The organism is Gordonia humi (genome assembly GCF_014197435.1).
Lineage (GTDB): Bacteria > Actinomycetota > Actinomycetes > Mycobacteriales > Mycobacteriaceae > Gordonia > Gordonia humi.
Genome location: NZ_JACIFP010000001.1, coordinates 3,035,682 through 3,050,670 on the forward strand (window position 1 = coordinate 3,035,682; position 14,989 = coordinate 3,050,670).

General features: G+C 67.7%; 9 protein-coding genes and 3 pseudogenes. 5 read left to right on the forward strand and 7 right to left on the reverse strand.

The window, feature by feature from the left end:
* Position 1: 1 nt before the first annotated feature.
* Positions 2-917 (reverse strand): annotated as a pseudogene (locus BKA16_RS13980) (IS5 family transposase).
* Between the two features lie 41 nt (positions 918-958).
* Here BKA16_RS13980 and BKA16_RS13985 point away from each other — a divergent pair.
* Together BKA16_RS13985 and BKA16_RS13990 are read left to right on the forward strand one after the other, a co-directional pair.
* Positions 959-1,246 (forward strand): annotated as a pseudogene (locus BKA16_RS13985) (transposase); the annotation flags it as partial.
* 44 nt (positions 1,247-1,290) lie between these two features.
* Positions 1,291-2,007: pseudogene (locus tag BKA16_RS13990) on the forward strand (transposase); the annotation flags it as partial.
* Between the two features lie 287 nt (positions 2,008-2,294).
* On the opposite strand, the gene katG reads toward BKA16_RS13990, so the two are convergent.
* From katG to BKA16_RS14005, 3 genes are all read right to left on the reverse strand, one after another.
* Positions 2,295-4,448, reverse strand: a complete 2,154-nt coding sequence (gene katG / locus BKA16_RS13995) for a catalase/peroxidase HPI (RefSeq protein ID WP_183373072.1) — start codon at positions 4,446-4,448, stop codon at positions 2,295-2,297.
* A 112-nt stretch (positions 4,449-4,560) separates the two neighbouring features.
* Complete coding sequence (locus BKA16_RS14000; protein ID WP_183371210.1) at positions 4,561-4,986, reverse strand: Fur family transcriptional regulator; 426 nt, start codon at positions 4,984-4,986, stop codon at positions 4,561-4,563.
* 7 nt (positions 4,987-4,993) lie between these two features.
* Positions 4,994-6,028: a phosphotriesterase family protein gene (locus BKA16_RS14005; RefSeq protein ID WP_183371211.1), complete on the reverse strand. Its 1,035-nt coding sequence runs from the start codon at positions 6,026-6,028 to the stop codon at positions 4,994-4,996.
* Positions 6,029-6,182: 154 nt separating this feature from the next.
* Here BKA16_RS14005 and BKA16_RS14010 point away from each other — a divergent pair, with 154 nt between their 5' ends.
* Genes BKA16_RS14010 through BKA16_RS14020 form a run of 3 tightly spaced genes read left to right on the forward strand, consistent with a single transcriptional unit; the run spans position 6,183 to position 11,238 of the window.
* On the forward strand, positions 6,183-6,842 hold the full coding sequence (locus BKA16_RS14010; protein WP_183371212.1) for a phosphatase PAP2 family protein: 660 nt from the start codon (positions 6,183-6,185) through the stop codon (positions 6,840-6,842).
* 9 nt (positions 6,843-6,851) lie between these two features.
* Entirely contained in the window at positions 6,852-8,831 is a 1,980-nt protein-coding gene (locus tag BKA16_RS14015; RefSeq protein ID WP_183371213.1) for a serine/threonine-protein kinase, read from the forward strand.
* Positions 8,832-8,874: 43 nt separating this feature from the next.
* Positions 8,875-11,238, forward strand: coding sequence for an ATP-binding cassette domain-containing protein (locus BKA16_RS14020; RefSeq protein ID WP_183371214.1), 2,364 nt, complete (start codon positions 8,875-8,877; stop codon positions 11,236-11,238).
* Between the two features lie 72 nt (positions 11,239-11,310).
* Here the strand turns inward: BKA16_RS14020 and BKA16_RS14025 are convergent, their stop codons facing one another.
* The 3 genes from BKA16_RS14025 to BKA16_RS14035 all read right to left on the reverse strand — a co-directional run bounded on the left by BKA16_RS14025 (position 11,311) and on the right by BKA16_RS14035 (position 14,952).
* Positions 11,311-13,119: an MFS transporter gene (locus tag BKA16_RS14025; protein ID WP_183371215.1), complete on the reverse strand. Its 1,809-nt coding sequence runs from the start codon at positions 13,117-13,119 to the stop codon at positions 11,311-11,313.
* A complete protein-coding gene (locus BKA16_RS14030) occupies positions 13,116-13,604 on the reverse strand; it encodes a MarR family winged helix-turn-helix transcriptional regulator (protein ID WP_183371216.1) in 489 nt (162 codons plus the stop codon). The genes BKA16_RS14025 and BKA16_RS14030 overlap by 4 nt, the downstream gene beginning before the upstream one ends.
* A gap of 130 nt (positions 13,605-13,734) precedes the next feature.
* Entirely contained in the window at positions 13,735-14,952 is a 1,218-nt protein-coding gene (locus BKA16_RS14035) for an oxygenase MpaB family protein (protein WP_183371217.1), read from the reverse strand.
* Positions 14,953-14,989: the final 37 nt, after the last annotated feature.

Genomic DNA, 14,989 nt, shown 5'->3' on the forward strand with positions numbered 1-14,989 from the left:
TTTATCTGCGTAGCCAGGTCAGGATTGCGCTGAGGACGGCCCCGGCCCGGTAGGTGATCGCGAGTTTGTCGTAGCGAGTGGCCAGACCGCGCCACTGTTTGATGTAGGCGAACGAACGCTCGACGACGTTGCGGTTCTTGTAGGCGGTGGCATTGAAGGCCGGTGGTCGTCCGCCCTTGCTTCCACGCCGACCACGGGCTGCGATCGTGTCCTGCTTCTCCGGGATCGCCGCGCAGATTCCGCGCCGCCGCAGATAGCCGCGGGTGACGCCGGAGGCGTAGGCGCGGTCGGCGATGACCGTGTCCGGCCGGGTCCGCGGCCTTCCCGGGCCGTGGCGGGGAACGTAAATGTCTTCCAGTACGGCCGGGAGCATGACGCCGTCGTTACGCTGGCCGCCGGTGATCACCACGGCCAGCGGCCGACCGTTGCCGTCGACGGCGTGATGGATCTTCGTGGTCAGTCCTCCACGGGATCGGCCGATGCCGTGACCTGCTGGTTCAATCTCCTCGAAGGGGAGATTCTTGTAATTCGAGGATGCCCCCTGTGTCCTGCTCGGGTCGGGTCGTGTTCGTCGCGTGCTGGTGTGCACGGTTGATCGTGCCGTCGATCGAGACGCTCCAGTCGATGTCCCCGTCGGCGTCAGCGTCGGCAAGGACATGCGCCAGGATCAGGTCCCAGGTTCCATCGGCCGCGTAGCGGCGGTGTCGCTTCCACACCGTCTGCCATGGACCGAACTGATCACGCGGCAGATCCCGCCACGGAATCCCGGCTCGGTACCGATAGGCGATGCCTTCCACAACACGCCTGTTGTCGGCGAATGGACGCGCTTGCTTGCCGGCATTAGACGGCAGCAATGGTTCGATCAGATCCCACTCATCGTCTGTGAACACCTGAAAACGCGATCTCGTGGTTCCCACGAAAGCAGCATGCCGCGCAACGGCGCCCAGACTTGGGAGACACGCCCTACACGACCAACGCGATCGAGTCGTTGAACTTCCAGCTGCGCAAGGTCACGAAGAACCGCGGGCAGTTCCCCAACGACGCCGCGGCAGTGAAGCTGTTGTGGCTGGCCATCTGCAACATCGAGGACAAACGCGCCCGCGAACGCGCCAAGGAGCGCGGGAAGAACGCCGCTGATCGACGAGCCTCCGGACGCCTCGTCGAGGGTGCGGTCACCACGAACTGGAAACGCGCTCTCGAACAGTTATCGATGGTCTATCCCGAACGAATCGACCGTCACCTCTAACTCGAACACTAGACCGACTTACACAGAAAACTTGACAGGCTCACCTGGTCAGGGCCCGCGAGGACTGCCGTACAGATTTGATGCGGACCCGGCATCGGTTATCGAAGCTGCTCCTGCGGCACGGGATCGTCTACTATGGCGGCCAGGCATGGACCGGCAAACACGACATGTGGTTGCGTACCGAGGCGCTGTCGCACCTGCCTGCTGGCCCGACCCGGTTGGCCTTCGATGCCGACTACGACGCCGTGCTGACCGTGTCGGCGCGCCGGGACCGGCTCGACTCCCAGATCGAGGCGATGGCCGCCGATTCAGAGTTCACCCAGATCGTGCGGCGTCTCGGATGTTTGCGCGGGATCAGCACACTGACCGGGTTCGCTCTGGCCGTGGAGATCGGCGACTGGGACCGGTTCACCGGCAACACGATCGGCGCTTTCGTCGGACTGGTACCCAGCGAGCACTCCTCCGGTGCATCACGCAGCCAAGGATCGATCACCAAGACCGGCAACGGGCACGCCCGCCGACTTCTGGTCGAAGCCGCCTGGCATAACCGACCGCGATACCGCATCGGGAAAGTGATGCGCGATCGTTGGGACCGAGCGCCAGCGGCGGCCCGCGCCCGCGGCGACGCCGGCAACCAGCGACTGCACCACAGGTGGGTCACGTTCATCGACCGCCGCAAACGCAGTACTACCGCCAACGTGGCGATCGCCCGCGAACTGGCTGGCTGGTGCTGGTCCCTGGCCGTCCTTGACGACAGCTGAGGATACCTGAGACCGCTTCGCCCTCACCGGGACCGGTGGCAGCGCGAGGAGCGACCCGCGAAACAACTATGAGCAGCCCATTCACGGCGACGCTCGATTCTAGACACGCTGGGCCCGCTCCTGCCGAAATCACCGTCCTGCGGTAACCAGCCCGCGTGTATCAGTCAGACCGCGCGTCGCCAACGACACGCTCACCGACCCCGGGCCCCGGCGAAGCAACGAGGTGCCCGCCCCGACGAATCGGGGCGGGCACCTCACCATGCCACTTGACAAGAAGCATCTACATATCAGTTGTGCAGGTCGAATCGGTCGGCGTCCATCACCTGGTTCCAGGCGGCGACGAAGTCCTCCACGAACTTGCGGCCGGCGTCGTCGGCGCCGTAGACCTCGGCGAGGCCGCGCAGCTGCGAGTTGGCGCCGAACACGAGGTCGGCGCGCGTGCCGGTCCACTTCTGCACACCGTCGGCCCCGGTACCGATGAACGTGCCGTCGGCCTGTTCGGTCCAGGTGGTGTCCATGTCGAGCAGATTCGCGAAGAAGTCGTTCGACAGCACGCCCGGCCGATCGGTGAGCACACCGTGCGACGAGTCGCCGTGGTTGGCGCCGAGCACGCGGAGGCCACCGATGAGGGCGGTCATCTGCGGCGGCGTCAGCTGCAGCAGGTAGGCGCGGTCGACGAGCAGGTACTCCGCGGGCGTGTCGACGCCGTCGGCGACGAAGTTGCGGAATCCGTCCCAGCGCGGCTCCATCTCGGTGAACGACTCGACGTCGGTCTGCTCCTGCGTCGCGTCGCCGCGACCCAGGTTCACCGGCACGGTGACGGCGTGGCCTGCGTCGCGCGCCGCCTGTTCGATCGCCGCGGCGCCGCCGATCACGATGATGTCGGCGATCGAGACGTTCGCCTCCGAGGCCGCGTTGAACTCCTCCGCGATGGTCTCCAGGACCGGCAGCACCTGGGCCAGCGCCTGCGGATCATTGACCGTCCAGTCGCGCTGCGGTTCCAGACGCACCCGGGCGCCGTTCGCGCCGCCCCGCTTGTCGCTGCCGCGGAACGACGCGGCCGAGGCCCACGCGGTCGAGACGAGCTGGCCGACGGTCAGGCCGGAGGCGAGGATACGACGCTTGAGCTCGGCGACATCGGTCTCCCGCGGCGAAGGTCCGGCGGGCGCGTCGACGACGTCCTGCCAGATCAGCTTCTCCTCGGGGACCTCGGGGCCGTGGTAGCGGGCCAGCGGTCCCATGTCGCGGTGCGTGAGCTTGAACCAGGCGCGGGCGAAGGCGTCGGCGAACTCGCGCGGGTTGTCCAGGAAGCGGCGTGAGATCTTCTCGTAGATCGGATCGGTGCGCAGCGCGATGTCGGTGGTCAGCATCATCGGCTGGTGACGCTTGTCCGGATCCGCCGCGTCGGGGACGCTGGTCGCGCCGGCGTTGTCCTTCGGGCGCCACTGGGTCGCACCGGCGGGACCGGTGTACGTCTCCCATTCGTAGCCGAACAGGGTCCAGAAGAAGTTGTTGTCCCAGGTGATCGGGGTGCTGTTCCACGCGCCCTCGATGCCCGAGCTGATCGCGTCGACGCCCTTGCCGGACTTGTAATCGCCCTTCCAGCCGATGCCCATCTGCGCCATCGGGGCACCCTCGGGAGCCTCGCCGACGTTGTCGGCCGGTCCGGCGCCGTGCGTCTTGCCGAACGTGTGTCCGCCGGCGATGAGCGCGACGGTCTCCTCGTCGTTCATCGCCATCCGCTTGAACGTCTCGCGGATGTCCACCGCTGCTGCCATTGGATCCGGATTGCCGTTCGGGCCTTCGGGATTGACATAGATCAGACCCATCTGGACAGCGGCCAACGGGTTCGCCAGATCGCGCTCACCGCTGTAACGCTCGTCGCCGAGCCACACCTTCTCCGGGCCCCAGTAGCTCTCTTCGGGCTCCCACTTGTCGGGGCGTCCGCCCGCGAAACCGAAGGTCTCGAACCCCATCGCCTCGAGGGCCACATTGCCCGCGAGGACGATCAGGTCGGCCCAGGAGAGCTTGGCGCCGTACTTCTTCTTGATCGGCCACAGCAGGCGGCGCGCACGGTCGAGACCGGCGTTGTCCGGCCAGCTGTTCAGCGGCGCGAACCGCTGCATGCCGTGACCGGCGCCGCCACGACCGTCGGCCACCCGGTAGGTTCCGGCCGCGTGCCAGGCCATGCGGATGAACAGGGGACCGTAATTGCCGTAGTCGGCGGGCCACCAGTCCCGGGAGTCGGTCAACAGTGCCTCGAGGTCGGCCTTCACCGCGGGGAAGTCGAGTGAATCGAACGCGGCCGGATAGTCGAAACCCGCACCGTTCGGGTCGCCTTCGGCGGGGTTCTCGGCGAGCAGCTTGAGGTTGAGCTGGCCGGGCCACCAGTCACGGTTGCCGCCGCCGGCCGTTGGGGGCTCCATCTGGCCGGCGTGCATCGGGCAACCGGAGGCTTCCTGGGGTTTCTGCGGATCGGTCACTGGGTTTCCTTCGTTAGTGGGCTGGATCGAGGTACAGATGTGGAGCTGTCGGGTCGATTCGCCGCGCGTGCTACCGCTGGTGCGCAGCGCAGTCGGGGCAGGTGCCCCAGTAGACGACTTCGGCCTCGTCGATGACGAAACCGTGGTCGTCGGAGGCGTCCAGGCACGGTGCCGCTCCGACGGCACAGTCGACGTCGACGACCTTGTCGCAGTACCGGCATACCAGGTGATGATGATTGTCTGTGACCCGTGTCTCATACAGAGACACGTGCCCGGACGGCTGGATGCGCCGGAGGAGACCGGCTTCGGTCAGTGCGCGAAGCACGTCGTAGACCGCCTGTCGTGACACCCCGTCCAACAGTTCTCGGACGCTCGACAGGATGGTCTCCGTGTCGCCGTGCGGATGGGCGTCGACTGCTTCCAAGACGGCCAGTCGCGGTCTGGTCACCCGCAGGCCCGCCGCCCGGATGGCTGCGCTGTGCGTGTCTGTGACCATGACTCGATCATGCCCTCTTTTCTGGACTGAATCCAGTCTTTTCGGAAAGAAGTCGAATCGGCTCCACCGCGGCGACCTCTCCGGGGCACAGCAGGCGGTGGGGCACACCGCGCAGCATCGAGGAGATCGCAGACTCGGACACACCGCGTCTGCGCAGGTCGGGCAGGACGCGACCGGTCACCTGGAAATAGTTCCAATCGTCGGCCAACACGTCCATCGCAGTCTGATCGAACCAGTCGCTGTAGCAGAACGCGTCCTGTGAGAGCACCATGCGATCGCTGTATCCGCGGTCGGCCAGGGCCACGATCGTCTCGATTCGATCCTGATGGGGCAGAAGGACACTCAACCCGAATCGGTCCATGCCGAGCACCGACCCCGCATCGGCCAGCCGCATCAGATAGTCCAGATCGGTGGTGTCGCCGCTGTGCGCCAGCACCACCCGGGTCAGGTCGACGCCCTCCTCGGCGAGCACCCGCTGGGCCACCAGCCCGGACCGCGTGTGCGGATTGGTGTGGACCACCACCGGCAGACCGGTCGCCGCCGCGACCCTGCCCACCGAGCGCATCACCCGCTCGACGCCGCCGGTGAGTCCTTCGGCTTCGATGACGCACACCAGGAACCCCGCCCTGATCGACGTCGAGCCGATGCCCTCGGTGATGTCCCGCGTGAAGAGCGCGTCGAGGGGCTCCGGGGTGTTCAGGCCGAGACCCGGACCGGTGTAGTGCATCTGGAACGGCAGATCGTTGAAGGTGAAGAAGCCCGTGGCCGCGACGATGTTGAGGTCCACCTGCTCGGCGACCCGCGCGACCCGTTCGATGTTCCGTCCGATGCCCAGGACCGAGACGTCCATGATGGTGTCGATGCCGGAGTCCTTCAGCCGGCGCAGGGTCGCCACGGCGTGCTCGATCTCGGCGTCCTCGTCCCACTCCGGAAGATAGTTCAGGCGAAAGTCCTCCTGGACGACGAAGACGTGCTCGTGAGTGAGCACCGCCCCCAGATGATCCGCGCCGATGCTGCCGGCGACGGTCTCGATGCGCTCCATATGGCCTCTCGTCGGACCGGACCGCTCGGCGGGTCCGGCAACGCTCCTCACGCTAGTGCTCGGAGCACCCGCCGGTGGTCGAATCGGCCGGACCTCTCAGGCGCACCACAGACCTCGGCACAGATCACACCGACGTGCCAGGGATGCTGGACGCATGCATTCTCGATCGAGACCACTCGCCGCGGTGAGCGCGTTCGTCGTCCTGACGATCGCCGTCGCGATCATGAAGCGCCCCCTGTACCGAGACCGGATGATCACCCGCTGGCTGGTCGGGCACCGTCGCGGATGGCTGGTCGATCTCGCGCACGGGTATTCGACACTGCTCGGCCCGATCGTCGTCGCCGGGCTGGCCGCGGTGTGCGCGACGATCCTCGCGATTCGACGTCGCTCAGGGCGGACGGCGGCGGCGGTCCTGGCCGCCGTGTGGGGGTCGATGACGCTCGCCGAGATCGTGTCGGTCCTCGTCGAGCGCAGGCGGCCGCCCGCCGAGATCCAGCTCGACGGATTGGAGACGGCCGCATCGTCCTTCCCGTCGCTGCACACGACCGGGGTCACCGCACTGGTGCTGGTCGTCGCCCTGATCGCCGCGCCGCGTGATCGCGGGGCCGCTCGCACGGGCGTCCTGGTCGCGGCCGGACTCATCGCGCTCCTGGCCGCCGCGGCCCGCGTCGAACTGGGGATGTCGTGGACCTCGGACGCGGTCGGGGGCCTGCTGCTCGGTGCGGCCGCGGCCCAGATCGCGGCGCACGTTCTCGATCGACGCGCACCCGTCTCGATCACCGGCAGCGGTCGAGACGACGGGGCCGTGGCCTAATCTGTACCCATGTTCAGTCCAGGACAGGAGTTCGCCGGCTACCGTATCGTGCGTGTTCTGGGCGCAGGGGGCATGGGCGAGGTCTATCTCGCGCGGCATCCGCGGCTCCCGCGCGAGGACGCGCTGAAAGTCCTCCCCGCCGAGCTGACCGACGATCCCACCTACCGCGCTCGATTCATCCGCGAGGCCGATCTGGCCGCGGGGCTGGACCACCCGAGCATCGTCAGCGTGTACGACCGCGGCGAGGACCGGGGGCAGCTCTGGATCACCATGAAGTACATCCCCGGTTCGGACGCCAACGAACTGATGAAGCAGACGGGACCGTTCGCGCCGGGCGACGTCGTCGAGGTGATCACCGCCGTCGCCGACGCACTCGACTATGCACACGGCAAAGGGCTGCTGCACCGCGATGTGAAACCCGCCAACATCCTGATCGACAGCAGCGACACCACGCGCAGCAAGGTGTACCTGACCGACTTCGGCATCGCGCGGACCGTCGGAAACGAGACAGCGCTGACCGCGGCGAACCTCACGGTCGGCTCCATCCAGTACACCTCGCCCGAGCAGCTGCGCGGCGGCGATCTGAGCGGTCGCGCCGATCAGTACTCGTTGGCGTGCACGGCTTTTCGGTTGCTCACTGGGCGGGCACCGTACCCGGAGCGTAAACCGACGGAGATCATCAACGCCCACCTGAACAACCCGATTCCGCGGGCGCGGGCCCTGCGGCCGGATCTGCCGCCCGAGGTCGACGCCGTACTGACCCGCGGAATGGACAAGACAGCGGTCAACCGCTATCCGACCTGTCTGGACTTCGCCCGCGACCTCGGCGCCGCGCTGCACGCGGCGGAGACCCGACGGCCGACCTACCAGCCGACCATGATCAATCCGGGACCGGTCGTCGGACCCGCCGCGGCTCCGCCGGTGCGGCCGCCGCAGCCGGCGCAGCGACCGCCCACGCCGCAGCCGGGCGCCGGACAGGCTCCTCCGGTCCAGCCTCCGCAGCGCCCGACCCAGCCCCTTCACGGGCAGGCCGACCAACCGCCCCACGGCGTGTCGTCCGCGACGCCGCAGTATCCGGCCGCTTCCTATCCGCCCGCCAGCTCCTATCCGCCCGCCAGCTCCTATCCGGCCGCCGCCGGCTATGCGGGCGCACCCGGGTACGGGAACCGGCCGCCGTACGGCGGACCGCCGACTCCGCCGCCGGGCACGTCCGGTTCGGGTGGAGGCAGGGGCAGACAGATCGCGCTGATCGTCGGCGGCATCGTCGTCGTCGCGGCGCTCGCCGTCGGCACCGCGTTCACCGTGAACGCGCTCACCGGCGACGACGAGCCCACCGCGCACGGGCCGAGCACCACGACCTCGCAGACGGCGGCCACCTCCAGCACCACCGCGACGTCCACCACCGCGACGTCCACCACGGGCGACGCCCGCGTCGTCAACGGAGTGCCGACACAGTGCGTCAACGGTGCTCCGGCCGGCACACGCAGCATCAGCGCACTCCAGAGCGGCGACATCTCGATTCCGGCCGCGGTGATGCCGCGCGGCTGGCAGGCCGACTCGGGCACCCTGTTCCCATTCGTCACCGGAGCGGACGGCGTCGTGTTCCAGACCCCGCCCGCCGCCCGGACCTGGGTGGCGCAGATCGCCGTGGGAAGCCTGCCGTCGACGTTCCGATCCCAGACCGAGCCGATCGCCCGGAAGATGGTCGACTGTCTGTCGACGGGTCCGGGTTATGCGACGGTCCGGGTGGGTCCGGTGCGCTTCGGCGACGTGCGGAACGGCAAGATGGAGGACCGGACCACCGACTACACCCTGGTCAATGCGCAGGTGCCCGTGCTGAACGGCCCGGCCGGTGTCACCGGTGACGAGATCGTCGTCGTGGTGATCGACTCCTCGCCGATGACGGTCGCCATCGGCATCAGCCCGACCGGCGACACGGTGACGAAGGCCGCGGTCGATCGGGCGGTGAACGGCCTGCGCGTCCGCTGACGCGTGCGGACCCCGCCGGGCCCGGGCGTATTACAGTTCCCCCATGGTGAACAGTGCTCCGGCCGCCGACCGTCACGACCGCATCCGAGTGACCGGCGCGCGGGTCAACAACCTGAAGGACGTCAGCGTCGAACTGCCGAAGCGGCGTCTGACGGTCTTCACCGGAGTGTCCGGGTCCGGAAAGAGCTCGCTGGTGTTCGGAACGATCGCGGCCGAGTCGCAGCGACTCATCAACGAGACCTACAGTGCGTTCGTCCAGGGCTTCATGCCGAGCCTCGGTCGTCCGGACGTCGATCTGCTCGACGGCATCACGACGGCGATCATCGTCGATCAGGAGCGGATCGGCGGCAACCCGCGGTCGACCGTCGGCACGCTGACCGATGCGAACGCCATGCTGCGCATCCTGTTCAGTCTACTGGGAACCCCGGCGGTGCCGTCGGCCAACGCGCTCTCGTTCAACGTGCCGTCGGTGCGCGGCGGCGGCGCGATCTCGGTCGGCGGACGCAAGGCCACCAAGGCGACCTTCGAACGGCTCGGCGGGATGTGCCCGCGATGCGAGGGGATGGGCACGGTCTCCGACATCGACCTCACCCAGATCTACGACGCCACGAAGTCGTTGAACGAGGGCGCCATCACGATTCCGGGGTTCAGCTCCGACGGCTGGTACGGGCGCGTGTACGGCGGCTCCGGATTCTTCGACCCGGACAAGCCGATCGGCGAGTACACCGAGCGCGAGCGCGACGATCTGCTGTACAAGGAAGCCGTCAAGATCAAGGTCGACGGCATCAACATCACGTACGAGGGCCTGATCCCGCGGATATCGAAATCGATGCTGTCCAAGGACATCGATTCGGTGCAGCCGCACGTGCGAGCCTTCATCGAGCGGGCCGTGGCCGCGCACGCCTGCCCCGACTGCGGCGGCACCCGCCTGGCCGAACACGCGCGGAACTGCCGGATCGGCGATGTCGGCCTCGCCGATGCGTGCGCGATGCAGATCTCCGATCTGGCCGACTGGGTGGACGGCCTGGCGGAACCGACCGTCGCGCCGCTGCTGGACACCCTCGGCGCCACGCTCGCCTCGTTCGTCGAGATCGGTCTCGGTTACCTCGCGCTCGACCGTCCCACCGGAACGCTCTCGGGCGGCGAGGCGCAGCGCACCAAGATGATCCGACATCTCGGCTCGGCCCTCACCGATGTCACGTACGTCTTCGACGAGCCCAGCATCGGACTGCACCCGCACGACATCGAGCGGATGAACCAACTGCTGCTGCGGCTGCGGGACAAGGGCAACACGGTGCTCGTCGTGGAGCACAAACCGGAGACCATCGCCATCGCCGACCATGTCGTCGACCTCGGTCCACGAGCCGGATCGGCAGGCGGGCGGATCCAGTTCGAGGGCGACGTCGCCGGTCTCGTCGCATCCGACACCCTCACCGGACGCCATCTCGGGTACCGGAACGCGATCAAGGACTCCGTCCGCCGACCGTCGGGCGCCATCGAGATCCGCGGCGCGTCGGTGAACAACCTGAAGGCCGTCGACGTCGACGTCCCGCTCGGTGTACTCGTCGTGGTCACCGGAGTCGCCGGGTCGGGGAAGAGCTCCCTGATCCACGGGGCGATGCCCGCCGACGCCGACGTGGTGGTGATCGACCAGACCGCGATCCGCGGATCGCGCCGCAGCAACCCGGCGACGTACACCGGGCTGCTCGACCCGATTCGCAAGACCTTCGCCAGAGCCAACGGGGTCAAACCCGCCCTGTTCAGCGCCAACTCCGAGGGCGCGTGCCCCACCTGCAAGGGCAACGGCGTCATCTACACCGATCTGGCGACCATGGCGGGCGTCGCGACACGTTGTGACGACTGCGGCGGCAAGCGGTTCAACGCCGACGTCCTCGAATTCCATGTCGGCGGACGCGATATCAGCGAGGTGCTCGCGATGTCGGTCGACGAGGCGCTCGACTTCTTCGCCGACGGGGACGCCCGCACCCCGGCCGCTCACAAGATCCTCGTCCGGCTCGCCGACGTCGGCCTGGGCTACCTCACCCTCGGTCAGCCGCTGACCACGCTGTCCGGCGGCGAACGCCAACGTATCAAGCTCGCGACGGCGATGGCCGAGAAGGCGTCGACCTACGTCCTCGACGAGCCGACCACGGGCCTGCACCTGGCCGATGTGGAGCAACTGCTCGGTCTCCTCGACCGCCTCGTCGACGGAGGGAGGTCCGTCATCGTGATCGAGCATCACCAGGCGGTCATGGCGCACGCCGACTGGATCATCGACGTCGGTCCCGGCGCCGGTCAGGACGGCGGCACGGTGGTCTTCGAGGGCACGCCGGCCGCATTGATCGCCGACGGATCGACGATCACCGGGCGGCATCTGGCCGAGTACACGGACGCACGGGTCGAATAGGTCGGGCGAGGCGACCCGGACCCGCCGCCGTCCACGCGCGCCCCGCGGTCCGACCGTCTGCTTCGGGTCGTCCTATTTCGCCTCGTCGCCGTAGTCGACGAGCTCCGACACCGACTCGCCGCCGGCCATCGACTCGGTCGCGGCGAGCTCCTCGCCGACCGACTCGCGGTGCGGCGCCGACCCGCCGGAGACGTCCACCTCCGACTGCGTCGCCCCGCTCTTGCCGGTGAACAGCGAGAAGACCGCACCCAACACACAGCACACGACGGCGAACCAGAACGCGGCGGCCAGACCGTCGGCGAACGGATCGGAGATCAGGTGCGGGAAGAAGTCGAGGCCGGTCAGGTGGTTCACATCGGCTCCCGGCATGTTCGCGCCGCCGAGCAGTTCCTGGATCGGGTTGTATCCGAGGAAGGCCGCGAACAGGATGCCGACGGTCGGGAGATGCGCCACCGTGTCCGCCTGATCGGCGGGGACACCGTTCGCTGTCAGTCCGGAGAACATCGCGTCCGGCAGGTTGGAGCTGAGTCCCGCGATCATCAGCGAGAAGAACAGCCCGATCGAGAGCACCATCGCCGCGTTCTGGAACGTCGTCATCATGCCCGCGCCGGACCCGCGAGAGGCGGCGGGCAGCGAGTTCATGACCTCGGCGCGGTTCGGCGACGCGAACAGGCCCATGCCGATGCCGTTGACCAGCAGGACGACGGCGAACGCCGGATACGCGAAGTCGACGGGCAGGTAGATCAGCGCGACGAAGGTGCCAGCGGTGATGAGCATCCCGAGCGTGGTGAACCACTTGGTGCCGAGCTTGTCCGAGAGCGCGCCCGAGACGGGTGCGACCAGGAGGAAGCCGATCGTCATCGGGACCATGTAGATGCCCGCCCACAACGGCGTCTGGGAGTAGTCGTAGCCGTGCTGTGGGAGCCAGATGCCCTGCAGCCAGATGATGAGGATGAACTGGAGTCCGCCGCGTCCGATGGAGGCCATCAGGTTGGCGGCGTTGCCCGCGGTGAACGAGCGGTTGCGGAACAGCGTGAGATCGAACAGCGGGCTCGCCGCCTTGGTCTCGATCCAGAGGAACACGCAGAGCACGGCGAAGCCGCCGATCAGACCGGCGAGCACCCACGGGTTGGTCCAGCCCATGTTCGAGTCGCCGTACGGCTGGATGCCGTAGGTGATCGCGATCAGGATCGCGATGAGGCCGACGGCGAACGTCAGGTTGCCCCACCAGTCCATCTTCGCCTTGGTCCGGACACCGGTGTCGCGCAGCTTCAGGTAGGCCCACACGGTGCCGACGAGGCCGAACGGAACAGACACCAGGAAGATGTAGTGCCACTGGATCGGGGCCAGGACACCGCCGATCAGCAGGCCGAGGAACGATCCGGCGATCGCCGCGACACCGTTGATGCCCATGGCGAGTCCGCGCTGATGCGCGGGGAAGGCATCGGTGAGGATGGCCGACGAGTTCGCCATCAGGAAGGCGCCGCCGACGCCCTGGATCACGCGCCAGACGATCAGCCAGATGGCCGCGCCCGACCCGTCGAACCAGGTGATCGCGAGGAAGATCGACGAGATCGTGAAGATCAGGAAGCCCATGTTGTACATGCGTGCTCGCCCGAACATGTCGCCGAGGCGGCCGAACGCGACCACCAGCACGGCGGTGACGACCAGGAAGCCCATCATCATCCACAGCAGATAGCTGGTGTTCGACGGGGTGAGCGGGTTGAGTCCGATGCCCTTGAAGATGTCGGGCAGCGCGATCAGGACGATGGAGCTGTTGATCGTCGCGATCAACATGCCGAGGGTGGTGTTCGACAAGGCGATCCACTTGTAGTGCGGATCGACCTCTGTCGACGACGTCGCCGTGGAGGCGGATGTCATGCGGTGATGCCCTTCTGTTCTGTATTCGATTCGGACGGTCCCGGTCGGTCGGAGATGGCGTCGGACAACAGGCGCAGGCCCGCGTCGACGGTCCGGCGATCGGCGGGGGAGAGAGTCTCCAGCGCGTCGGCGAGCGTCCGGGTGCGGAGGAGACGTACTCCGGCGATGACCTCGCGTCCGGCGGGCGTGGGCCGGACGAGCTTCGCGCGGGCGTCGTCGGGATCGCCGACGCGCTCGGCGTAGCCGCGGTCGACGAGGTCGCCGACGATCTTCGACATCGTGGGCGCCGAGACCGATTCGGCGTCGGCCAACGTGGTCACCCGGATCGGTGCGTTGTTGATGATCGTCCACAGGCTGGCGGTCGCGCCCGCCGACAGCCCGGAGCCCGCGGCTCGTGCGCGCAGCGTTCGGGTGATGCGGGTGAGGTGCAGGTACATGTCGGCGACGTCGTCGGCGAGGGGCTCGTCGCCGAGGGGTGCTGTCATGGCCGAGTCCTCTCTTCGTCGGACGCGAGAAGACTATTAGTTGCCGACGACTAAACAAAGCCGGGCATAGCGCGTAGAAGGAGATTCCGGCACAGTGCGGGTGTCGCCGGGGAAGTGCCGTCCGGCCAGGTCAGACCGCGTGCTGCGCGAGATGAGTCGTGTCACCGATTGTGACCGGTGTCTCCTGCATGACGGTCATGAACCGCTGCTGTCGCTCCCATCCGCGCGCCGATGCGCGCGCCCGTCCGCCGGGGAGCAGGGCGAGTACGGACCGCACCGCGTTGACGGGCGTCCGCAGGATCGGGTACCAGGGGAGCGTGCGAGTCGGGAGGCCGAGTGCGGCCATCGCGCGTCGGCCGAGGAAGTGCGTGCTGATCGACAGGTGTTGCGACTGTGCGATCCGCCGTCGCACGCCCTGCAGTCGCGGGTAGTTCCAGTTCAGGGGATCCGCCGCCATCGGTCGGGCGAGCTGCGCCGAGGTCTCGTCGGGTGTCGACAGAGCCGCGGACGTGTGGTGCAGGACCCTGATGCCGTCGCGGAAGTCGACGGGCAGGAACTCGTCGTCGACGCCCATGAGCCAGCCCACATAGCGCGTCAGGTGGGCGACCGCCTCGTACTCGGACGGCTTGTTGAACAGTCCCATGCCGAGTCCACCGACCATCGGGGCGATGAGCGAGCCGACCATCGTCGCCGCCATATCGGTCTGGTTGATCGGAACGCCCCAGGTCGCCACGTCCCAGTCGGGCATCTCGAGGACGTGCCTGCGGACGAGGGAGTGGATGAAACGCACGCGCAGGGTGGAGCGGTAGCCGACGGCGCGTCCGTCGAGACCGCCGTCGGAGATGACGTCGAGCGCCCACTGCGAGGTCTCGGCGAAACGGGTGTTGGAGCCCTTCTCCAGCGCGCCGGTGCGCAGCAGCGTCTGGTTGAAACCGGAGAACGCGTAACCGCCGACGAGGGCGACGTCGCGCGCGATGTACAGGCCGTCGGCGCCGCCGCTGTTCATCGTGTGCGCGGCGGTCCGCAACGCGGTGTGATCGACCCAGTCGGGGGTGTTCTCGACGACGGCGAAGAACGACCTCAAATAGTCGGGTGCGTCGGGGACCGCGTCGATGCCGTCGACCAGCGCTCGCTCGAACAGTGGACGCAGTTCGCCGACGCCGGGGCCGGCGATCATCTGGTCGACGACGTCGTCCATCAGCGGATCGCCCTCGAGGAGTGCGAGGCCGAGCCGTTCGAACCGAGCCTCGTCGACGGGACGGATGCGCAGCACCCGCGCGAAGAGTTCGACACCCGCGGGGACGGGCCGGGGCGATGCGGGGTGCCTGCGCGGGATGTCTGTGCTCATGATGTCGCCCTCGGTGAGACAAATTTTGGAAAACGTC